This is a genomic window from Brevundimonas sp. MYb52, assembly GCF_002979535.1.
Lineage (GTDB): Bacteria > Pseudomonadota > Alphaproteobacteria > Caulobacterales > Caulobacteraceae > Brevundimonas.
The window spans coordinates 179551-201267 of record NZ_PCPB01000002.1 but is presented as its reverse complement, the minus strand read 5'-3'; the positions used below and the strand labels follow the sequence as shown (position 1 = coordinate 201267).

General features: G+C 67.3%; 21 protein-coding genes. 12 read left to right on the top strand and 9 right to left on the bottom strand.

Features of this window, described 5'->3' with window-relative positions; all coding sequences use genetic code 11:
- Positions 1-41 precede the first annotated feature (41 nt).
- Both purN and CQ039_RS04340 read left to right on the top strand, forming a co-directional pair.
- Positions 42-635 carry a phosphoribosylglycinamide formyltransferase gene (gene purN, locus CQ039_RS04345; protein WP_105563976.1) on the top strand — a complete coding sequence of 198 codons (594 nt, stop codon included), beginning with the start codon at positions 42-44 and terminating at the stop codon, positions 633-635.
- A gap of 120 nt (positions 636-755) precedes the next feature.
- Complete coding sequence (locus tag CQ039_RS04340) at positions 756-2822, top strand: M13 family metallopeptidase (RefSeq protein WP_105563975.1); 2067 nt, start codon at positions 756-758, stop codon at positions 2820-2822.
- Positions 2823-2905: 83 nt separating this feature from the next.
- Here the strand turns inward: CQ039_RS04340 and CQ039_RS04335 are convergent, their stop codons facing one another.
- The gene (locus CQ039_RS04335; RefSeq protein WP_105563974.1) at positions 2906-3115 is read right to left on the bottom strand and encodes a glycine zipper 2TM domain-containing protein; all 210 of its coding nucleotides are present in this window, start codon (positions 3113-3115) and stop codon (positions 2906-2908) included.
- Positions 3116-3267: 152 nt separating this feature from the next.
- Positions 3268-3687: a nucleoside-diphosphate kinase gene (gene ndk, locus CQ039_RS04330; protein ID WP_105563973.1), complete on the bottom strand. Its 420-nt coding sequence runs from the start codon at positions 3685-3687 to the stop codon at positions 3268-3270.
- Between the two features lie 96 nt (positions 3688-3783).
- Here ndk and CQ039_RS04325 point away from each other — a divergent pair, with 96 nt between their 5' ends.
- On the top strand, positions 3784-5667 hold the full coding sequence (locus tag CQ039_RS04325; protein ID WP_105563972.1) for an ABC-F family ATP-binding cassette domain-containing protein: 1884 nt from the start codon (positions 3784-3786) through the stop codon (positions 5665-5667).
- Positions 5667-5924 carry a DUF2164 domain-containing protein gene (locus CQ039_RS04320; protein WP_105563971.1) on the top strand — a complete coding sequence of 86 codons (258 nt, stop codon included), beginning with the start codon at positions 5667-5669 and terminating at the stop codon, positions 5922-5924. The genes CQ039_RS04325 and CQ039_RS04320 overlap by 1 nt, the downstream gene beginning before the upstream one ends.
- A 39-nt stretch (positions 5925-5963) precedes the next feature.
- Here the strand turns inward: CQ039_RS04320 and CQ039_RS04315 are convergent, their stop codons facing one another.
- From CQ039_RS04315 to CQ039_RS04300, 4 genes are read right to left on the bottom strand one after another with little or no spacing between them, the layout of a single operon-like run.
- The gene (locus CQ039_RS04315; protein ID WP_105563970.1) at positions 5964-6257 is read right to left on the bottom strand and encodes a hemolysin; all 294 of its coding nucleotides are present in this window, start codon (positions 6255-6257) and stop codon (positions 5964-5966) included.
- A gap of 19 nt (positions 6258-6276) precedes the next feature.
- Positions 6277-6600 (bottom strand): hypothetical protein, encoded by a 324-nt coding sequence (locus CQ039_RS16800; RefSeq protein WP_233190260.1) that lies wholly within the window; start codon positions 6598-6600, stop codon positions 6277-6279.
- Positions 6601-6608: 8 nt separating this feature from the next.
- A complete protein-coding gene (locus CQ039_RS04305; RefSeq protein WP_105563969.1) occupies positions 6609-7070 on the bottom strand; it encodes a DNA polymerase III subunit chi in 462 nt (153 codons plus the stop codon).
- A gap of 27 nt (positions 7071-7097) precedes the next feature.
- Positions 7098-8573 (bottom strand): leucyl aminopeptidase, encoded by a 1476-nt coding sequence (locus CQ039_RS04300; protein ID WP_105563968.1) that lies wholly within the window; start codon positions 8571-8573, stop codon positions 7098-7100.
- Between the two features lie 155 nt (positions 8574-8728).
- Here CQ039_RS04300 and CQ039_RS04295 point away from each other — a divergent pair, with 155 nt between their 5' ends.
- The 8 genes from CQ039_RS04295 to CQ039_RS04260 all read left to right on the top strand — a co-directional run bounded on the left by CQ039_RS04295 (position 8729) and on the right by CQ039_RS04260 (position 19006).
- Entirely contained in the window at positions 8729-9862 is a 1134-nt protein-coding gene (locus tag CQ039_RS04295) for an LptF/LptG family permease (protein ID WP_105564035.1), read from the top strand.
- Positions 9859-10962, top strand: coding sequence for an LPS export ABC transporter permease LptG (lptG, locus tag CQ039_RS04290; RefSeq protein WP_105563967.1), 1104 nt, complete (start codon positions 9859-9861; stop codon positions 10960-10962). Before CQ039_RS04295 ends, lptG begins: the two co-directional genes overlap by 4 nt.
- A 115-nt stretch (positions 10963-11077) precedes the next feature.
- Positions 11078-13459, top strand: coding sequence for an LPS-assembly protein LptD (locus CQ039_RS04285; protein WP_233190259.1), 2382 nt, complete (start codon positions 11078-11080; stop codon positions 13457-13459).
- 110 nt (positions 13460-13569) lie between these two features.
- A complete protein-coding gene (locus CQ039_RS04280; RefSeq protein WP_199183559.1) occupies positions 13570-14922 on the top strand; it encodes a peptidylprolyl isomerase in 1353 nt (450 codons plus the stop codon).
- Entirely contained in the window at positions 14922-15938 is a 1017-nt protein-coding gene (gene pdxA / locus CQ039_RS04275; RefSeq protein ID WP_105563965.1) for a 4-hydroxythreonine-4-phosphate dehydrogenase PdxA, read from the top strand. The genes CQ039_RS04280 and pdxA overlap by 1 nt, the downstream gene beginning before the upstream one ends.
- Before the next feature lie 9 nt (positions 15939-15947).
- Positions 15948-16757: a 16S rRNA (adenine(1518)-N(6)/adenine(1519)-N(6))-dimethyltransferase RsmA gene (gene rsmA, locus CQ039_RS04270; protein WP_105563964.1), complete on the top strand. Its 810-nt coding sequence runs from the start codon at positions 15948-15950 to the stop codon at positions 16755-16757.
- An 8-nt stretch (positions 16758-16765) separates the two neighbouring features.
- A complete protein-coding gene (locus tag CQ039_RS04265; RefSeq protein WP_105714855.1) occupies positions 16766-17923 on the top strand; it encodes a pyridoxal phosphate-dependent aminotransferase in 1158 nt (385 codons plus the stop codon).
- 36 nt (positions 17924-17959) lie between these two features.
- A complete protein-coding gene (locus CQ039_RS04260) occupies positions 17960-19006 on the top strand; it encodes a L,D-transpeptidase (RefSeq protein WP_105564343.1) in 1047 nt (348 codons plus the stop codon).
- Positions 19007-19010: 4 nt separating this feature from the next.
- Here CQ039_RS04260 and gmk read toward each other — a convergent pair whose 3' ends face one another.
- From gmk to mltG, 3 genes are read right to left on the bottom strand one after another with little or no spacing between them, the layout of a single operon-like run.
- A complete protein-coding gene (gmk, locus tag CQ039_RS04255) occupies positions 19011-19652 on the bottom strand; it encodes a guanylate kinase (RefSeq protein ID WP_105564342.1) in 642 nt (213 codons plus the stop codon).
- The gene (locus CQ039_RS04250) at positions 19642-20526 is read right to left on the bottom strand and encodes a YicC/YloC family endoribonuclease (protein ID WP_105564341.1); all 885 of its coding nucleotides are present in this window, start codon (positions 20524-20526) and stop codon (positions 19642-19644) included. The genes gmk and CQ039_RS04250 overlap by 11 nt, the downstream gene beginning before the upstream one ends.
- The gene (gene mltG / locus CQ039_RS04245) at positions 20523-21716 is read right to left on the bottom strand and encodes an endolytic transglycosylase MltG (RefSeq protein ID WP_105564340.1); all 1194 of its coding nucleotides are present in this window, start codon (positions 21714-21716) and stop codon (positions 20523-20525) included. Before mltG ends, CQ039_RS04250 begins: the two co-directional genes overlap by 4 nt.
- Position 21717 lies beyond the last annotated feature (1 nt).

The following is a 21717-nucleotide window of genomic DNA, read 5'->3' as shown; positions in this document are numbered from 1 at the left end:
ATCCCTCGCCTCCTCCCCGTCCGACACGCCCGAGCCGCCCTATGCCGACCGAAACCGCCCGACCCAGGACACGCGTCGCCGTGCTGATCTCCGGCTCCGGCACCAACATGGCCTCGCTGATCGCGGCGGGTCAGGCGGCGGATGCGCCCTATGAGGTCGTGGCCGTCATCTCCAACGTCGCTGACGTGGCGGGGCTGGAAAAGGCGCGGGCCGCCGGGGTCGAGGCCCTGACCGTCGCGCACAAGCCCTTCGGCAAGGACCGCGAGGCGCATGAGCGCGCCATCGACGCCATCTTGGTCGAGCGAAACGTCGAGGTCATCGCCCTGGCCGGCTATATGCGGTTGTTGACGCCCTGGCTGGTGCAGAAGTGGGCGGGGCGCATGCTGAATATCCACCCCTCGCTGCTGCCGCTCTATCCCGGCCTGAACACCCACGCCCGCGCCATCGAGGCTGGCGACCTTGAGGCAGGCTGCACCGTCCACGTCGTCACTGAAGGCGTCGATGAAGGCCCGATCCTGGGCCAGGCGCGCGTGCCAATCCTGCCCGGCGATGACGCCGGCACCCTGGCCGAACGGGTGAAGACGGCGGAGCACAGCCTCTATCCGCAGACCCTGGCGGCCTTCGTCGCGCGCTGAGGCCGCGCCTACCTTAACGATTTTTAATGCGACAGCCTGCCGCAGGCGGGAGCAGTTTCCCCGCGAACGATCGGACCAGCTCTGTTGGGACCGCTCGCCGTTTCCACATGGGAAGACCCGATGTCCAAGACCCGCCTGATGGGCGCCGCCGGCCTGGCGCTCGCTTTTGTGCTCTCCGCCCAAGCCGCTTCGGCCCAGAACGCCCACGCGGGCCATGCAGCCGCCCCGGCTGCCGATGCGCCACAAATCCATCCCTGGGGCTTTGATCTTAATGGTCGCGACCTGGCGGTGAAGCCGGGCGACGACTTCAACGAGTACGCCAACGGAACCTATCTGCGCGACACCGAGATTCCTTCGGACAAGGCCCGCTTCGGCCCGTTCGACGTCCTGTACGAAAACGCCCAGAGCCAGTTGAAGTCGATCATCGAAACCAGCGCCGCCAACCCGACCAACGCCAATGCGCAAAAGGTCGGAGCCCTCTACGCCAGCTTCATGGACGAGGCCCGCGTCAACCAGCTGGGTGCCCAGCCGCTGGCCGCCGATCTGGCCGCCGTCCGCGCTGTCACCGACCACAGCGGCATGGCCCGCTTGATGGGCGAAAGCCACGCCGGCTTCGGCGGCTCGCTGTTCGGCGTCGACGTGTTCGAGGACCTGCAGAACCCCGACCTGAACTCGGCCTACATGGGCCAGGGCGGCCTCGGCCTGCCCGACCGCGACTACTACCTGAAGGCCGACTTCGCGCCTCAACGTGAAGCCTATGTCGCCTATGTCACCCGCGCCCTGACGGCGGCCGGCTGGTCGAACCCGGCCCAGGCCGCCGCCGACATCCTGGCCTTCGAGACCAAGGTGGCCGAGAAGCACTGGACCACGGTCGAGCGTCGCCAGATCGACAAGATCTACAACCCGGCCCCCACCGCTGATCTGGCCAAGCTGGCCCCCGGCTTTGACTGGACCGCCTTCCTGCAAGGCGCCCAGATCGCCAACGTGCCGACCATCGTCCTGATGGAAAACACCGCCATCCCGGGCATCGCCCAGGTCTTCGCCGACACCTCGCTGGACACGCTGAAGGCGTGGGAAGCCTTCCAGATCGTCGATCAGGCCGGACCCTACCTGTCCGACGCCTTCGTCGACTCGCGCTTCGAGTTCCGCGGCAAGACCCTGCGCGGTCAGCCCGAGAACCGTCCGCGCTGGAACCGCGGCGTCGCCCTGGTCGACGGCCAGCTGGGCGAGGTTCTGGGCCAGGAATACGTCCGCCTGCACTTCCCCGCTTCGTCAAAGACCCAGATGGAGGCCCTGGTCGCCAACCTCAGCGCCGCCATGACCGAGCGCCTGAAAAACCTGGACTGGATGAGCGAGCCGACGCGCGAACAGGCCCTGCTCAAGATGTCCAAGTTCGGCGTCAAGATCGGCTATGCGGACAAGTGGCGCAGCTATGATGGCCTGGAACTGTCGGCCGGCGACCTCTACGGCAACGTCGAGCGCGCCTCGGCCTTCGACTGGGCCTGGAAGCGCGGCAAGATCGGCCAGCCGGTTGATCCGCTGGAATGGGGCATGACGCCCCAGACGGTGAACGCCTACTACAACCCGCCGCGCAACGAGATCGTCTTCCCCGCCGCCATCCTGCAGCCGCCGTTCTTCGACCCGAACGCCGATCCGGCGGTCAACTATGGCGGTATCGGCGCCGTCATCGGCCACGAGATCACCCACGGCTTCGACGACCAGGGCCGCAAGTCGGACGCCAATGGCGTCCTGCGCGACTGGTGGACGCCCGAAGACGCCGCCCGCTTCGAGGCGCGCGCCAAGGTCCTGGGCGCCATCTACGACGCTCAGGAGCCCATTCCCGGCACCCACATCAACGGCGAGCTGACCATGGGCGAGAACATCGCCGATCTGGGCGGCCTGCTGATGGCGCTGGACGCCTATCACCGCAGCCTGAACGGCCAGCCGGCCCCGGTCATCGACGGCCTGACCGGCGACCAGCGCGTCTTCCTCGGCTGGGCCCAGGTCTGGCGCGAGAAGTCGCGTGAGGCGGCCCTCAAGGAGCAACTGACGACAGACCCGCACTCGCCGGGCGCCGCCCGCGCCGCCACGCCGCCGCGCAACATCGACGCCTGGTACGCGGCCTTCGGCGTCACGCCCGATCAGGCCGAGTTCATCGCCCCGGAAAGCCGCGCCCGCATCTGGTAGGCGGCGCGTCCGATAGCAGACACGAAAACGGCGTCAGCTTCGCAGCTGACGCCGTTCTTGTTTCCGGGAATGCCCGAAGGAAGTCAGTTCGGCTTCTTGGGGGTCGTCACGGCGCCTGCAACCGCACCGATCGCGGCCCCGGCGACGGTCGCGCCCGTATTGCCGCCGATGGCCTGACCAGCGACCGCACCACCAATTGCGCCCGTGGCTGCGCGTTGCTCTGTAGTGGTGCCGCAGGCGGCCAGCAGGCCCACGACGCCGATAACCGGAGCCAGTTTGAGGATCGTCTTCATGGCGGTCTTCCTTGATGGCTGAACAGGTAACAGGACCGTGAAAACGAAACGGCCCGCCTCCGGTTCCGGAGACGGGCCGTCTTTATGCTCTCGCCAGGCTGCGTCGGGTCGAAAAGGCAGAGCCTTTTGACCGCAGCCCAACCAGAAAGTCCTTAGCCAACGATGTCGGCGTCGGTGAAGAACTGGGCGATTTCGATGCCGGCGTTTTCCAGCGAGTCCGAACCGTGGACCGAGTTCTCGCCGATCGACAGGGCGAACAGCTTGCGGATGGTGCCTTCAGCGGCGTCGTTCGGGTTGGTGGCGCCCATGACTTCGCGGTACTTGGCGACGGCGCCTTCGGCTTCCAGCACCTGCACGACGACCGGCTCAGCGATCATCTGGCCGACCAGTTCGCCGTAGAAGGGACGCTCGGCGTGCACTTCGTAGAACTTCTTGGCTTGGGCTTCGGTCAGCTTGATGCGGCGCTGGGCGACGATGCGCAGGCCAGCGGTTTCGATGACGGCGTTGATCGCGCCGGTCAGGTTGCGGCGCGTGGCGTCGGGTTTGATGATCGAGAAAGTGCGTTCGGTCATGGGAAGACTCTTTGCGGTTTGGTAGTTTGAGGGTCGCGGGCTTATAGCGGCGCCCTCCCCGCTTTCCAACCGCCACCTGAACGTCAGACGCTTTCCATGCTCCAGATCACAAACCTGACGTTCAACGCCTGGGGCCGCCAGTTCCTCGACGACGCCTCCGTCAGCCTGCCGCCGGGCTCGAAAGTCGGCCTGGTGGGCCGCAACGGCATCGGCAAGTCGACCCTGTTCAAGCTGATTCTGGGTGAACTGGCCGCCAACGGCGATGAGGTCAGCCTGCCCAAGACCGCCCGCGTCGGCTCGGTGGACCAGGAACACCCCGCCACGCCCGACAGCGTGCTGGACACCATTCTGGAAGCCGACGTCGAACGTCACGAGCTGATGAATCGGCTGGAAACCGCCCCACCCGAGGAGATGGGCGAGATCTGGGCGCGTCTGATCGACATCGACGCCGACTCGGCTCCCGCCCGCGCCGGTGAAATCCTGGCCGGTCTGGGCTTCAGCCAGGAGGACCAACAGCGTCCCATGTCCGAGTTCTCGGGCGGTTGGCGGATGCGCGTGGCCCTGGCGGCCGCATTATTCGCCGAGCCCGACATGCTGCTGCTCGACGAACCGACCAACTACCTCGATCTGGAAGGCGCTCTGTGGCTGGAAAGCCGGCTGCAGAAATACCCGCACACGGCCCTGATCATCAGCCACGACCGCGAACTGCTGAACAACAGCTGCACCCACATCCTGCACCTGGCGAACCGCAAGCTGGAGCTCTACACGGGCGGTTACGACATGTTCGAGAAGGCGCGCGCCGAGAAGGCCCGCCTGCAACTGTCGGCCAAGGCCAAGCAGGACGCCGAGCGCGCCCACTTGCAGGCCTTCGTGGACCGCTTCAAGGCCAAGGCCTCCAAGGCCGCCCAGGCCCAGTCGCGCATGAAGCGTCTGGCCAAGATGGAGCCGGTCTCGACCACGATCGAGGAGCGCGTCGCCCCCTTCACCCTGCCCTCGCCGCCGCGCCCGTTGGCGCCGCCGCTGATCCGTCTGGAACGCGCCAACGTCGGCTATGAGACCGGCAAGCCCATCCTGCGCAATCTGAACCTGCGCATGGACCTGGACGACCGCATCGGCCTGCTGGGCGTCAACGGCGCCGGCAAGTCGACCTTCGCCAAGATGATCGCCGGGGCGCTGAACGTCTCCGAGGGCGAACTGCACCGCGACAAGAAGATGCGCGTGGGCTGGTTCCACCAGCATCAGATCGAGGCCATGGACCCGACCGACACCCCGCTGGAAATCATCCGCCGGGCCATGCCGGACGCCAGCGAGAGCAGCCGCCGCTCCAAGCTGGCCCAGTTCGGCCTCGGCTACGAAAAGCAGGAAACCACGGTCGAAAGCCTGTCGGGCGGCGAACGCGCCCGCCTGCTGCTGAACATGGTGGCCATGGAGGCGCCCCACGTCCTGATCCTCGACGAACCGACCAACCACCTGGACATCGACAGCCGCCGCGCCCTGCTGGACGCGCTGAACGACTACAGCGGCGCCGTCATCCTGATCACCCACGACCGCTCGCTGATGGAGTTGGTCGCCGACCGCCTGTGGCTGGCGGCCGACGGCACGGTGAAGCCCTATGACGGCGACATGGACGACTATCAGAAATTCGTCCTCGACCGCGCCAAGGCCGCAGCCGTCAAGCCCAGCCAGATCAAGCAGGAGGCCGCAGCCGCAGCCCCCTCGCAAGGCGGCAAGAAGAAGAACGACAAAAAATCAGGCCCTTCGCCCTCGACCCTACGTCATGCAGTCAAGAAGGCCGAAGAGCGCATGGCCGCCCTGGCCGCCGAGGTCGCCCGCATCGACGACGACCTGGCTAACGCCGCCGTGTCCAATCCCAAGGCCCTGGAAGGCCTGACCCGCGCCCGCGCCAAGACCCAGACCGATCTGGAAGCCGCCGAGGCTGCCTGGGTCGAGGCGGAAGAAGCTTTGGCGGCGGTGTCCTGATGACCAAGCCGATCCAGTTCAGCAAGGACGAGCGCACCGCCATCGGCGGCCGCATCCGCGACTTCTTCAACAAGGAGCTGGATCAGGACATCAGCCAGCTTCAGGCCGAAATGGTGCTGGAATTCTTCGGTGGCCAGATCGGCGGCTGGTTCTACAATCGCGGTCTGGCCGACGCCCAGGCCGTGGTCACGGCCAAGGCCGAGGACATCGCCGACGCGATCTATGCCCTGGAACGCGAAAGCGGGGCGGGTCGCTAAACCCGCCCCGCTCCAGCGTCGATTCAGATTGCGCCCGCGTCAGCCACAGCTGACGCGCGTCACGACATTGGTCTGATCGTCGTAGGTGAAGGTCACGCGGTTTTCGCGGTAATCCATCGTGGCCGCGCAGCTGCTGCACAGGACGCGGAAGATGCGGCCGCGCGGGGCGTCAGCAGGAATGGTCGAGCGATTGCGACCGACATATTCCTGATAGTCGCTGGCCTTGCAGGCCACAGGCGTCGGCTCGACGCCCGGCGCGGACTCCTGGTTCGGCGCGCAGGCCGACAGCGCCACAGCGCCCGCGAAAGCCGTCAGCATCAGCATGGTCTTCATGGCGTCTCTCCGTTTCGGCCTAGCCGCAGCTCACGCGCTCGACGATGCCGGTTTGCTGATTATAGAAAATATTCAGGCGGTAAGGCGAATAGTCTTCGGTGACGGGACAGGTAGTGCACGCCACGCGACGGTTGACCACATCTACCGGAACGGGAATCTCGCTTCTGGGTTTCCCGACCAGCCACTGAAGCTCGCCCGCCTTGCACATATCGGCATCTACGGAACGCACGCCCGGCTCGGACAGATAGTGGCGCTCGGTCGAGGAGGTGCGCGGCGCGCTCGTCGGCTGGCTGGGTCGCGCCGGCGGCGGCGAAGCGCAGGCCGAAAGGGCGATCAAGCCCATGCCTAGAATCAGGCCGCCTTTTCCCAGCGTCCTTCGTCCGTCTGTTTCCAGTAGGCCAGGTTGGCGTTGGCCGCCTTCAGCGTGCGCCAGCGCTCGCGCGCCTGTTGCAGCGCCTGTTCGTTGCGACCGTCGAAAATGATGAAGCACCGCTCGTACCCTTCCGTGGCCCCCAGCTCTGACTCATCGACGATGAACAGCGCCTGAGCACCATTCAGGTTCTCGCCTGATTCGGACAGTAGGATGGGCTGGCGGGCGGCGTGGTCCTGCGACGCCAGGCCATGCGGCAGGAAGCTGTCAGGGCGATAGGTCCACAGGTGTTCGTCGATGTCGTCGAGGCGGTGCGAGACCGCCCCGCGCACCAAGGCGCGCCAGCCCCGCTGGAGGGTCTTCTCCAGCAGGCCCGGCAGCACCTGATCCAGCGTCGAGCGCTCCAGGTGGTAGAACCAGATTTCCGGCTTTGCGTCAGACACCTGGCCCTACCCTCTGAATGCGTCGGCTCAGGCTTCGTATTTGTCAGCGACCATGCGGTCCAGCATACGCACGCCATAGCCCACAGCGCCGTCCGGCACGGTCGGGTTGCGGCTGTCCTTAACCCAGGCGGTCGAGGCGATGTCGATGTGCGCCCACGGCGTGCCGTTGGTGAAGCGTTGCAGGAACAGGGCGGCGGTGATCGAACCGCCGGCGCGACCGTTGCCGGTGTTCTTCACATCAGCGATCGGGCTGTCGATATGACGCTCATAGGCCGCCGGGATCGGCAGACGCCAGACGTTCTCGCCGACCTTGGGACCGGCGGCCAGGATGCCGTCGGCCAGGTCGTCATTGTTCGAGAAGACGCCAGCGTATTCCAGGCCCAGCGAGATGATGATGGCGCCTGTCAGTGTGGCCAGGTCGATCATGAACTTCGGCTTGAAGCGCTCCTGCGTGTACCAAAGCGCGTCGGCCAGAACGAGGCGGCCTTCGGCGTCGGTGTTCAGCACTTCGATGGTTTGACCCGACATCGAGGTGACCACGTCGCCCGGACGCTGGGCGTTGCCGTCCGGCATGTTCTCAACAAGGCCTAGCACGCCAACGACGTTCACCTTGGCCTTGCGGCCCGCCAGGGCGTGCATCAGGCCCGCCACGGCAGCGGCGCCGCCCATGTCCCACTTCATTTCTTCCATGCCGTCAGCCGGCTTCAGCGAGATGCCGCCGGTGTCGAAGCAGACGCCCTTGCCGACGAAGGCGATGGGAGCCTCGCCTTCCTTGCCGCCGTTCCACTGGATGACGGCCATCTGGCTTTCGCGCACCGAGCCCTGCCCGACGCCGAGCAGCGAGCCCATGCCCAGCTTCTCCATCTCGGCCTCGCCCAGGATCTCGACCTTGGCGCCCAGGGCCTCCAGCTCCTTCACGCGGCGCGCGAACTCGGCCGGATACAGGATGTTGGCGGGCTCTGACACCAGGTCACGCGCGAACAGCACGGCGTCCGCCACGGCCGACAGCGGGCCAAAGGCGGCTTCGGCGGCGGCCACGTCCGAGGTGACGACGCGCACGGTCGTGACCGACGGAATCTTCTCAGCCTTCTGCTTGGTCAGATATTTGGCGAAGCGGTAGGCGGCCAGGCGCACGGCGAAACCGGCGCGCGCGGCCTGTTCGGCCGACAGATGCGCGGCGTCGATGGTCAGAACTTCCGCGCCCGACAGCTTGGCGGCGTGATAGGCGGCCGCGGCAGCGGTTTCCACCGCCAGATCGTCGAACTTGTCAGCCGCACCCGCGCCGACCAGCAGGACCGCGTTAGCGTCCACGCCGGCCGGAGCCGCAACGGTCAGGTGGCTGTTGGCGGCGCCGGTGAAGCGGCTGTTCGCCATGGCCTTGGTCAGAGCGCCGGAGGCGGCGGCGTCCAGGGCCGAGCCCGTACCAGCCAGCGCGCGGCCGTCGTGAACCAGAACGGCAAGGATTTGGGCGGCGCTGGGGGAAGCGACGAACTCGATTTTCATGAAACCTACTCCAGGCCGAGGTTCTGTGCCCCGGTCGTGCTTGAATCAGACATAACGCTGCGGCTGTTTCACCGTCGCGTTGGGATGTGTATTACATGGCCCGCATCGCTCGCGGCTGCAACTCGCTCGCTCCCGAAACACTTTCTTTCACGACCATGACGCTGATTCAGGGCTATCTTTTCCGCCAGATCGGTCTGCCCGTCCTGGCGGCGTGCGCGGCGCTGGCCGGAATCGGCCTGCTGAGCCAAAGCCTCGATCAGCTCGAGGTCATCGTCGAACGCGGCCAGAGCATATGGGTCATGGCCAAACTGACCCTGCTGGCCCTGCCCCAGTTGATCGCCGTCATCCTGCCCATCGGCCTGTTCGTCGGCGCCCTGATCGCCCTGACGCGTCTGCAGCGCGAACAGGAACTTACAGCAGCCTACGCCGCCGGCGTCAGCCGCTGGTCCCTGATCCGACCCGCCATCCGCATCGCCGTCATCGTCGCCGTGGTCGCCCTGATCACCAATGTCTTCGTCCAGCCCTGGGCCCAGCGCGAGGCGCGCCGTCAGGCCTTCGCCATCCGCACCGACCTGGCCGCCCTGCTGGTCGAAGAAGGCCGCTTCGTCCAGGGGCCGGGCGGTCTGACCGTCTATGTGCAGCAGATCGAGCAGAACGGCCTGCTCAAGAACCTGTTCGTCTATCTGGACAACGGCAAGACGGTCACCACCTGGGATGCCGAAACCGCCCGCTTCGGCCGCGTCGACGGCCTGCCGGTGCTAACCATGCAGAACGGGTCGATGCAGCGCTATTCGTCGCGCGATGTGCTGAACCAACTGTCGTTCGACCAGCAGGTGTTCGATCTGTCCCCCTATACCAAGACGACCGAGCGCATCCGCTTCAAGCCGTCCGATATGTGGCTGACGGAACTGTTCGACCCGACCCCGGCTCAGTTGGAAAGCGCCGGGACCCGCGGGGAACTTCTGGCCGAGGCCCATTCGCGTCTGGCCTCGCCCCTTTATGCCCTGGCGGCGATGGCCCTGGCGCTGACGGCCATTCTGGGCGGCTCATTCAGCCGCACCGGCTACAGCGGCCGGATCGCCAAGGCGGCCGGCGTCTTCCTGGTCGTGCGCGTGATCGGCTACGGATTGGTCGCCGCCAGCGCCTGGAACGGGGCGCTAAACCTGCTGCAATATCTGCTGCCGCTCGGCGTCAGCTTCGTCGCCCTGCGCCTGCTTTTCCGTGCGCTGAAGCCGCATCGTCGGCGTGTCTGGGCGCCCTATGAGCGTTTCAAGGCGAGGTTCGCATGAGGCTCCGTCTCGGCCGCATCGAGCGCTATGTCCTGGCCCAGCAGCTTCGCGCCCTGGCGGTCGCCCTGGCCATCATTTCCGCCCTGGTGATGTTGATCGACTTTGTCGAGGTGTCGCGCGGGCTGAACTCGTCCGGCGAACTGTCGAGCGCGCGCATCTTCGGCCTGGTGCTGTTGAAATCGCCCAGCGTCATCATCCAGTTGCTGCCTTTCGTCTTCCTGTTCGGCACGCTGGCGGCCTTCGTCGGGCTGAATCGACGCAGCGAATTGATCGCCATGCGCGCGGCGGGCATTTCGGCCTGGCGCTTCGTCCTGCCCGCGGCGGGCGCCGCCCTGGTGCTGGGCGTGCTCAGTGTCACCGTCTTCGGCCCCATGGCCGCCGCCGGCGATGGCCTGTGGCAACGCGAGCGCGGCCGCATCTCGGGCTCGACGCCCGGCTCCGACGCGCAACAGGCCGTCTGGCTACGCGAAGGCGACGCCGCGCGTCAGATGATCATTCGCGGCGCACGGCAGGACCCCGCCAGCGGCCGCCTGCTGGACGCCAGCTTCTTCATCTACACGACGACCCCGGACGGGCGGCGCAGCTTCACCGAGCGGATCGACGCGGCCACGGCCTCGCTGACCGCCGGACGCTGGCGCTTGACCGAGGCCACCGGCGCCCAGACCGGCCAGCGCGCAGTGCGCTACGCCACCCTGGATCTGCCCTCGAACCTGGCGGACAAGGAGGCCTTCCAGCGCTTCGCACGGCCCCAGTCAACGCCCTTCTGGTCGCTGCCGAACCAGATCCAGCGGATCGAGGACGCCGGTTTCGCCTCCACCGCCTATCGTCTGCGCCTGCAACAACTGCTGGCCACGCCGCTGATGTTCGCCGCCATGTCGATTCTGGCCGCCGCCTTCTCGCTGCGCCTGATGCGTCTGGGGGACCTGGCCCGGATGACCGTGGCCGCCGTGGTGCTGGGGTTCGCCTTCTTCTTCGTGAACCAGTTTTCGTCGGCCATGGGCTCGGCCGAGGTGGTGCCGCCCTTCCTGGCGGCCTGGCTGCCGCCTGTCTTGACGGCGCTCGCCGCCTTTACCTTGCTGTTCTATACCGAAGACGGCTAATCGGACGGTTTCCGGTCGCCCGGCAATGAGTGGATTCCGCATGAGTGATCGCCGCACATCCCGAGAGGGAGCCCTGCGCGCCCGGCTCCTGGCCGGTGCAGCCGTGATCGCGTGCATGCCTGCCCTGCCCGCGCTGGCCCAGGACGGAGCGTCTGCTGCGGCGACGGCCCCGATTCCAACCGCCGCCCTCCAGGCCGCCAACGCACCCGGCCCAGACGGCCTGACGCCCGGCAGTCTCTACGTGAACGCCGACGCCGCCAGCCGTGAAGGCGATGTCGTAACCGCCAGCGGGACGCCCGACGACCGCGTCTATGCCCGGACGCGTGACCACAGCATCCGCGCCGAAACTGTCACCTATGATCTGAAAAGCGGCGTCGCTACCGCCGCCGGTCATGCCGAACTGGCCGCGCCCGACGGCACGGTGGTTCACGCCAGCCGCATTGAACTGGATTCCGACTTCAAGGCCGGCGTGGCCACCGACCTGGCCATGCGCCTCGCCAACGGCGCCAGCCTGATGGCGGCGACCGCCGTTCGCCGCTCTGAGAATGTCAGCGAGTTGAACCGCGTCATCTTCACGCCCTGCCCGATCTGCGACGTCAACGGCCCCAAGCAGCCCAGCATTTCGATCCAGGCCGACAAGGCGGTTCAGGACCAGGATCTGCGCGCCATCCTGTATCGCAACGCCGTCTTCCGCGTCGGCGGCGTGCCGATCTTCTACCTGCCGGTTTTCGCTCACCCCGATCCCAGCGTGGACCGGGCCTCGGGCTTCCTGACCCCCTTCCTGGATTATGACGAAGGGCGCGGCGGGTCGGTCGAGATCCCCTATCTTCACGTCGTATCACCCTCGGAAGACTGGCTGATCAGTCCGCAGATCAACACCGAGGTCGCCCCCCTGCTGAACCTGCAATGGCGCCGGCGCTTCGACAGCGGCACGATCGTCGTGCGCGGCGGCTATACCTACGGGCGCAACTTCGGCGACTTCGATCAGGACGGCGACGGCGCCGCCGAAAGCAATGTCCGCTTCGGCGACCGCACAAATCGCAGCTACCTGCTGGCCCACGGCAAGTTCGACCTGGAAGGACCCTGGCGCTGGGGCTTCACCGCCGAACGCACCTCGGACAAGACCCTGTTCGACCGCTACAACGTGCGAGACACCTATCAGGACAATGGTCTCTACTATGGCGACCGCCGTCGCCTGATCAGCCAGCTCTACGCCGAACGTCAGACCCAAAGATCCTATCTGTCGATCGCAGCCTTCTCGATGCAAAGCCTGCGGGTCGCGCGCTTCGATCCGGTGACGCCGGCGCTGAACGTGTTCGAGGACGACAAGACCCTGCCTCTGGTCGCGCCGCTGATCGATGCGCGGTGGGAACCTGAAGGCCCCGTCTTCGGGGGTCGCCTGCGTCTTCGCGGCTCGGCCGTAGCCCTGACTCGCGACGCCTATGTCGGTTCACCGACCCTGTCGCCCGAGTTGATCCCTCCCGGCGCGACCGACGGCCTGCCCGGCGTCGACAGCCGCCGCATCAGCGGCCAGGTCGACTGGCGTCGCACGATCATCTCGCCCATGGGCCTGCGTTGGGAGCCCTTCGTCGACGCTCGTGTCGATGTCTATTCGGTGGATGATCTGCCGCTGATGATGGGCGTCGATTCGGACGTCTTCACGCGTGGTCGCGCCAGCGCCGGCGTGGACGTCAGCTACCCCCTCTATCGCCGCCTCAGCGCCACTTCGGATCTGATCCTGGAGCCTATGGCTCAACTATCAGCCTCGACCGACGCCGACCTTGATCCGCGCATCCCCAACGAGGACAGTCAGACGCTGGAGTTGGACCACAGCTCTCTGTTCCGCATGGATCGTTTTCCCGGCTACGACCTGATGGAAGGCGGCCTGCGCTTCACCGCCGGCGCCCGCGCCACCCTGCGTTGGGACGACAAGCGCTCCGCCAGCCTGTTCATCGGCCGCAGCATTCGCGCCGACGACCAAGACGAGTTCCTGACCCCGATCCCGGACGATCCCACGCGCCTATATGATCCCTCCGGTCTGGCCGACCGCACGTCCGACTGGGTGGTTCAGGCGACCTTCTCGCCGTCCGACCGCATTCGCGGATGGTTCCACGCCACGATCGACCCCAATGGCGAGATCCGTCGCGGCGAGACCACGGTCGACGGCCGCTGGGGCCGCCGCAACCTGGCCAGCCTCAGCTACATCGTCGATCGCTCAAATCCCGTGTCCGGCCCGTTGAACCGCAACTACGAGTTCGTCCAGTTGTCCGGCGAGCAGTTCATCTATGGCAACTGGGGCGTGGCCGTGAACGGCATCGCCGATCTGGAACGCGACATCATCACACGTTCGGAAATCGGCCTGCTGTTCGACGACGACTGCTTCCGGGTCGAGCTGGGATGGCGTCGTGACAACACTCGCGTCCGGCCGACTGGCCCCTCCGAGGGCGTCTATATTCGTCTTAACCTCGCCACTTTTGGAGGTTCAGGCTATGAATGAAGTGATATGCGCTAAGCATGGCGTGCAGGGGCGTGCGCCCTCCCTGGTCCAGCGTCGTCGATGACGCTGCTGGATCGGACCGAGACCGCTTTAGGGAATCAGGACTGACGATGGGTTTGATGCGTTATACGACGGGCGTGGCCATGGCCGCCCTCATCGCCGGTTCGGCTGTCGGTCAGTCCGCCGCGCAGACGACGCCCGCCCAACCGGCCTCGGCCGCGGGAACCCTCAATCCGGCGGCAGAGGACGCGCCCCAACGCGCGACCGCAGCGCCGCAGTTCCGTCTGGCCGACGGCATCATCGCCACGGTCAACGACCGCATCATCACCGGCTACGACCTGCGCCAACGCATGCTGGTCATCATGGCCATGTCTCAGATTCAGCCCACCGAAGAAAACATCGCCGCCATTCAGCAGCAAGCGCTCAACGATCTGATCGAGAAACACCTTCAGGACGCCGAGATCGCCAAGTTCGAGTCGCTGAAGATCAGCGATCAGGAGGTCGATCAGGAGATTGCCGGCATGGCCCGCGAGGCCGGCACGACTCCGCAGAACTACATGGCCTTCCTGGAACAGGGCGGCATCCGCCCTCAGCCCTTCCGCGAACAGCTGCGCACCGAGATCGGCTGGCGCGACCTGGTCGGCGGACGTTTCCGCGACCGCGCCAAGGTCAGCCGCACCCAGGTCGATCAGGCCATGCGCCAACTGACCGAGGCCGCCACCAAGCCCCAGTATCTGGTCGGCGAGATCTATCTTGAAGCCAGCCGTGTCGGCGGCATGCAGGAAGCCTTGAACGGCGCGCGCCAACTGGTGCAACAGATGGTCCAGGGCGCGCCCTTCATGGCCGTCGCCCGTCAGTTCTCGGCCGCCCCGTCAGCGGCGCGCGGCGGCGACGCCGGATGGGTGGTCCAGGGCACGATCCAGCCGGCGCTGGAAACCGCGATGGAGTCCCTCGCTGTCGGCCAGTTGTCGAACCCCATCCCCGTCGATGGCGGCGTCTACATCCTCTACATGCGAGACAAGCGCTCCGGTGCGGCCACCAGCCTGGTTCAGATGAAGCAGGTCATGATCGAGTTGCCGGAAACCGCCACGGAAGCCGAAGTCACCGCTGCGACCCAGCGCCTGGAAGCCCTGCGCGGCAGCCTGACCTGCGACAACATCCTGGAACGCGCCCGTGCCGAGCAAGGCATGCTGGGCGCCGACCTGGGCGAAAGCGACGTGGCCAACCTGCTGCCGCAGTTCCAACAGGTCGCCCGTTCGGCCGAGATCGGCTCGGTCAGCAGCGCCGTGCGCAGCCCGCTGGGCGTTCACCTGCTGGCCGTTTGCGGTCGCCGCCTCGGCGGCCCCGAGGCCCCCTCGGCCCAACAGGTCGAATCCCGCCTGCAGAATCAGAACTACGCCATGCTGGGCCGCCGCTATCTGCGCGACCTACGGGCCGACGCTCTGATCGAGATCAAGCAGTAATGACCGTCCGGCCGCTCATCGTCACGATGGGCGACCCCGCCGGCGTGGGGCCGGAGATCATCGCGCGCGCCTGGTCCGTCCTGGCCACGCGGCCCGGCCCCCTGGCCCCCGTCGTTCCCTTCGCCGTCATCGGCGACGCTGACGTCCTGGCCGCTCATGGCGCGCCGGTCGAACAGGTCTTCAGCCCGTCCGACGCCGCCGCCGTCTTTGGCCGCGCCATCCCGGTCCTGCACGCACCGGCCCCCGCGCCGGTGACGCCGGGCCAGCCCGATCCCCTGAACGCCCCCGCCGTGGCCGACTGGATCGAGCGGGCGGTCGGCCTGAATCTCTCGGGCGAGGCCTGCGGGATCGTGACGGCCCCCATCGCCAAGGCGCCCATGTATGCGTCCGGCTTCCGCTTCCCTGGCCACACCGAGTTCATCGCTGAACTGACTGCCGACATGCCCTTTAATGGCACGCGCGGCCCGGTCATGATGCTGACCGCCAAGGACCTGCGCGCCTGTCTGGTGACGATCCACGTCCCTATTGATCAACTGCCGGAGTTGATCACGGCCGACCGCGTCATGCGCGTCGCCCGCGTCGTTCATGAGTCGATGAAGCGCGATTTCGGCATTGCGGCCCCTCGTCTGGCCCTGGCCGCCCTGAACCCCCACGCGGGCGAAGGCGGCTCCATCGGCCTGCAGGAGGTCGAGGTGCTACGTCCCGCCGCCGCCGCCCTGCGCGCCGAGGGGCTCAACATCACCGATCCCCTGCCCGCCGACACCCTGTTCCACGAGGAGGCGCGCGCCCGATACGACGCGACGGTCTGCCTCTATCACGACCAGGCCCTGATCCCGGTCAAGACGCTGGACTTCTGGGGCGGGGTCAACGCCACGCTCGGTCTGCCCATCGTCCGCACCTCGCCCGATCACGGCACCGGCTTCGACATCGCCGGCAAGGGGATCGCCCGCGCCGACAGCTTCATCGCCGCCCTGCGTCTGGCTTCAGAGATGGCGGCGGCGCGCGCCACGCGCTAAGGCGTCCGTATGACGGACCTTCCTTCCCTTCGCGAAACGCTCGACGCCCACGGCCTGCTGGCCAAAAAGAGCTTCGGCCAGCACTTCCTGCTGGACCTCAATGTGACGCGCAAGATCGTCCGCTACGCCGGCCCCTTCGACGGCCGCGCCGTGATCGAGGTCGGCCCCGGCCCGGGCGGCCTGACCCGCGCCATCCTGGAAAGCGACGCCGGCAAGGTGGTGCTGGTCGAGAAGGACCCCCGCTTCATCCCCCTGCTCAGCGAACTGGACGACGGCTCCGGCCGCCTGACCATCGTCGAGGGCGACGCCCTGAACGTGCGCGAGAACCAGTTGGTCGAGGGTCCGGCCCATCTGGTGTCCAACCTGCCCTACAATGTCGGCACGCCGTTGCTGATCAAGTGGCTGACCGGTCCCTGGCAGCCCTGCGCCCTCACCCTGATGTTCCAGAAGGAAGTGGCCGAGCGCATCGTCGCCGCCCCCGGCGATGATGCCTATGGCCGTCTGGCCGTCATTACCCAGGCCGTGGCCGAGGCCCGCATCGTCATGCACCTGCCCGCCGCCGCCTTCACCCCGCCGCCCAAGGTGGCCTCGGCGGTCGTGCATGTGGTGCCGCTGGCTGACCGCCCGTCGCCGGAACGGCTGAAGAAGCTGGAACGCGTCACCGCCGCCGCCTTCGGCCAGCGCCGCAAGATGCTGCGCTCCAGCCTGAAACAGCTCGGCGGGGCCGCCCTGTGCGAGGCCGCCGGCATCGAGCCCGACGCCCGCGCCGAAGTCATCGACATCGCCGGCTTCCTCCGCCTGGCCGACGCCCTGAAGTGACCGCCGCAATGCCTGTTGAAATCGACCCCTTCCGCGCTATCAGCGTCAGCCGCCTGGCCCATGAGTTGAAGGCCCAGGGCCGCTCCATCATCCACATGGAGTTCGGCCAGCCCTCGACCGGCGCCCCCGCCGCCGCCATCGCCCAGGCGCACCGCATTCTCGACAGCGAGCCCGGCGGCTACTGGGAAAGTCCGGGCCTGCGCGCCCGCATCGCCAAGCTTTACGACGACCGCTACGGCGTCACCGTCGATCCCGAGCGAGTGGTCATGACCGCCGGCGCCTCCCCCGCCCTGGTGCTGGCCCTGATGATGCGCTTCCAGCCCGGTGACCGAGTGGCCATCGCCCGCCCCGGCTATGTCGCCTATCGCAACACGCTGAAGGCCCTGCACATGGAGCCGGTCGAGATCGACTGCGGCCCCGAGGTGCGGTTCCAGTTGACGGCCGAGGCCCTGCGCGCCCTCGATCCCGCCCCCGCCGGCGTCATCATCGCCAGCCCCGCAAACCCCACCGGCACCATCATCCCCGAGGACGAACTAAAGGCCATCGCCGAGGTCTGCCGCGAACGGAACATCTCGGTCATCTCGGACGAGATCTACCACGGCCTGTCCTACACCGGCCCGACGCCATCGATGCTGCAGTTCGAGCCGAACGCCTTGATCGTCAACAGCTTCTCCAAATACTGGAGCATGGCCGGCTGGCGTCTGGGCTGGCTGATCCTGCCCGAGGCCGAGGTGGCCCAAGCCCGCGCCCGCGTCGGCAACATGTTCCTGACGCCCGCCACGCTCAGCCAGCACGCCGGCCTGATCGCCATGGACGAGGAGGAGGAGTTGGAGGCCAATATCGACGTCTACCGCGCCAACCGCACCCTGATGCTAGACGCCCTGCCGGCCATGGGCCTGCGCTCCATCGCCCCGCCGGACGGCGCCTTCTACATCTACGCCGACATCGGCCACCTGACCGACGACAGCATCGGCTTCTGCGAGGCCCTGTTGCGCGAAACCGGCGTGGCGACCGCCCCAGGCGTCGACTTCGACCCGGTCAACGGCCACCGCTTCATCCGCTTCAGCTTCGCCGTCTCGACGCCCCAGGTCGAGGACGCCCTGAGCCGCATCAAGCCCTTCTTCGCGGCGCGAACGGCGGCTGCCGAGGAACCCCTCAGCGCCTAGGGACGTTCGACAAGCCCCGAAACCGTCGGAGCTTTCATGCTGAAATCGCGTCTCGCTGCCTCCGCCGCCCTGCCCTTCGCCCTGGTCGCCCTGACCGCCTGCGGATCACCCGCCGAGACGCCAAAGCCCGAACAGCCATCCGCTGTCACGACGGCTCCCGCCCTGACGCGAGAGGCCATCGAGGCGGCGGTGTTCGAGGCCACCCCTTCGGCAGCCAACAGCCCGACGACTCCTGCCACACCCGACCCCGCCATCGCCCGCGCCCAGATCCTGCTGGACCGCGCCAACTTCTCGCCCGGCGTCATCGACGGCCTGGGCGGCGACAATACGCGCCAGGCCATCGCCGCGTTTGAAAAGGCCGCCGGCCTGCCCGAGGACGGCGTTCTGGACGCCGAGGTCTTCCGCCGCCTAACCGCCGCCGACACTGGCAAGGTCATGGCCGACTACACCATCGCCGCCGCCGATCTGGCTGGGCCGTTTGTTGGTCAACTCCCGCCCGATCTCCAGGCCATGTCGAAGCTGGCCACCGTCGGCTACGCGACGCCGCTGGAAGCCCTGGCCGAGAAGTTCCACATGACCGAGGGTCTGCTGCGCGCCCTCAATCCCGGCGTCAACTTCGGCAAGGCGGGCCAGACCATCATCGTCGCCGCCGTCGCCCAGACCGACCTGACCGGCGACGTGGCCCGCATCGTGGTGGACAAGACCGAACGCTCGGTCCGCGCCTATGACGCCAATGACAAGTTGCTGGCCTTCTATCCGGCCACCATCGGTAGTTCGGCCCGCCCCGCGCCCTCCGGCGACCTCACCGTCGTCGGCGTCGCGCCCGAGCCCAACTACACCTATGACCCCGACCGGGTCAGCTATGATCGGGGCGACCGCAAGGTCATCGTGCCGCCGGGACCGAACAATCCGGTTGGCTCGGTGTGGATCGACCTGTCGCGCGACACCTATGGCATCCACGGCACGCCGGACCCGTCAAAAGTCGGCAAGACCTTCTCCAGCGGCTGCGTGCGCCTGACCAACTGGGACGCCGAACAACTGGCGTCGCGGGTCAAACCCGGCGTGCGAGTGGTCTTCCGCTAGGCGGTCAGACCACTTCCTTCATCAGGGCGCTCTTGTAGGCGTCGACCCACAGGTTGCGGTGACGGCGGCTGCGCTCGGCGTGATAGATGTGGGCCAACTCGGCGTAGGAGCGGTCGAAGTCCTCGTTGACCAGGACGTAGTCGAACTCGTCGCAGTGTTCGATCTCGCCCTTGGCGTTGGCGACGCGGCGTTCGATCACGTCCTCGGCGTCCTGCGAGCGCGTCACCAGACGGCGGCGCAGTTCTTCCAGGCTGGGCGGCATGACGAAGACGCGCACGGCGTCGCCGGGGCATTTCTCGGCCACGTCGCGGGCGCCCTGCCAGTCGATGTCGAACAGGACGTCGCGGCCCTCGGCCAGGGCGCGGTCCACGGGCGCCCGCGGCGAGCCATAGCGGTTACCGTGCACGTCGGCCCATTCCAGGAAGGCATCGCCGTCGATCAGGCGCTGGAACTCCTCGTGGGTGACGAAGTGATAGTCGCGGCCGTCCACCTCGCCGGGACGGATGCCGCGCGTGGTCATCGACACCGACAACTCCAACCCCTTGTGGTCGGCCATCAGGCGGCGGCACAGCGACGTCTTCCCGGCCCCCGACGGACTGGCCACGATCAGCAGGACGCCACGGCGGGGGGTGCGGTTATTCGACATTCTGAACTTGTTCTCGAAGCTGCTCGATGACGGCCTTCAGTTCGAGGCCGATTCCGGTGAGCGGCGTGGTAGCGGATTTCGAGCAGAGCGTGTTCGCTTCACGCATGAATTCCTGCATCAGGAAGTCGAGTTTTCGCCCGGCGGGGGGTTGCTGCAACAGTGTGCGGGCTGAATCGACGTGGGCGGTCAGGCGATCCAGTTCCTCTCGCACGTCGGCCTTGGTCGCCAGGGCGGCGGCTTCAAGGAAAATCCGCTCGTCCAGACCCGGCGCGTCGGGGGCCAGTTCGCTGATCCGGCGGGTGAAGCGTTCGCGGATCGCCTCCGTCTGACTTGAGGCCTCCAGCTCGGCGCGCGCGACCAGGGCCTCGATCGTCCCGACGAAGTCGTGGATGACCGGCGTCAGCTGCTCGCCCTCGCGCTGACGCGACTGCTTCAGCGCGTCCAGCGCCTGTTCGATGGTGACGGCGATAGCGGCTTCGACCGCGGCCTGGCCTTCAGGGTCCTCGACCGCCTCGGCCACCTCGATGACGCCGCGCAGGGCCAACAGACCGTCGGCCGAGGGCGGAACCGCCCCCTCCTCCGCCAACTGGTTCGCCAGCTTCAGATAGGTCGCCAGCACCGCCTCATTGACGCGCGGGGCGGGCTCATTGCCCTCGGCCCGCTTGGCTTGAACGCCCAGCGTCACCTGACCCCGGTTCAGACGCGCCTGCGCCGTCGCCTTGGTCAGCCGTTCCAGATTCTCGAAGCCGCCCGGCCCGCGATAGCGGACCTCCAGCGAGCGCCCGTTGACCGAGCGCGCCTCAACCGTCCAGGTCCAGCCGTCCAGCGCCCCGTCGGCCCGGCCGAATCCGGTCATGCCCGAAATCCTGCTCATTGCGGAACCGCCGTCGGCACGGAGATGACCTTGGCGCCCGGCGGGATGACCACGGGCGAGGCCGCCGACTCGCCCATCGGCGTCGCCGCCGCGCCGGGAACCGAGGCGGCCTGGCCCGGCGGCGGACCCGCCTTGCGTCGTTCGATCTCGCGCCAGCGCGCCACGTTCAGCAGGTGCTCGGGATAGGTCCGGGCGAAAACATGTCCGCCGGTGCCATCAGCGACGAAGAAGACATATTCCGAACGCGGCGGGTTCAGCACCGCCTTCAGCGCCTCCTCGCCTGGATTGGCGATGGGCGTCGGCGGCAGGCCGTCGATCAGATAGGTGTTCCACGGCGTCTGGGCGCGCAGTTCCGAGGCGCGGATGCCCCGGCCCAGCGGACGGCCCTTGGTCACGCCATAGACGATGGTCGGATCGCTCTCCAGCCGCATCCCCAGCCGCAGTCGGTTGGTGAAAACCGCCGCCACCTCGGGCCGTTCCGAGGCCAGACCCGTCTCCTTCTCGACGATGGAGGCCAGGACCATGGCTTCTTCCGGCGTCGTGACGATGGTGTTGGGCGAGCGCGAGGCCCACAGGGCGGCCAGCTTGGTCTTGGCGGCGCGCTGCATCCGCGCCACGACCGAGGCGCGGGTCTCGCCGCGCGCTACCTCATAGGTGTCAGGCCACAGGGTGCCTTCGGCGGGGACCTCGACCTCGCCGGTCAGGACCGGCTGCTTCATCAGGATGTCGACCGCCTGGGCCGAGGACCAGCCCTCCGGCAGGGTCACGTAGTGACGCACCGCCTTGCCGTCGACTAACAGGCCGACCACGGTGGATAGGGAGGCGCCCGAGGGCACCTCATACTCGCCCGCGCGGATCTTGCGATCGGCGCCGCTCAGGCTGACGGCGGCGCGGAACAAGTCGGTCGAACGGATCACGCCCGCCGATTTCAGGCTCGCCGCAATCGCCGGCACGCCCGCGCCGGCCGGAAGGGTGACGACCGTCGCTTCACCCTCGACCGCCTTCGGTCCCGGTCCCCAATAGACCGCCCACAAGGCGATCAGGGCCGCGACCACGAACAGGCCCAACGTCCCGGCGGCGGTGATCAGACCGACGCCGAGGCTGGATTTGGGTGCTCCGCCGCCCCGCTTCGGCACGCGATTCTTGGGGATGCGAACCTTCGGGGTGCGGCGCGACGGAGCCTTGGCCAAA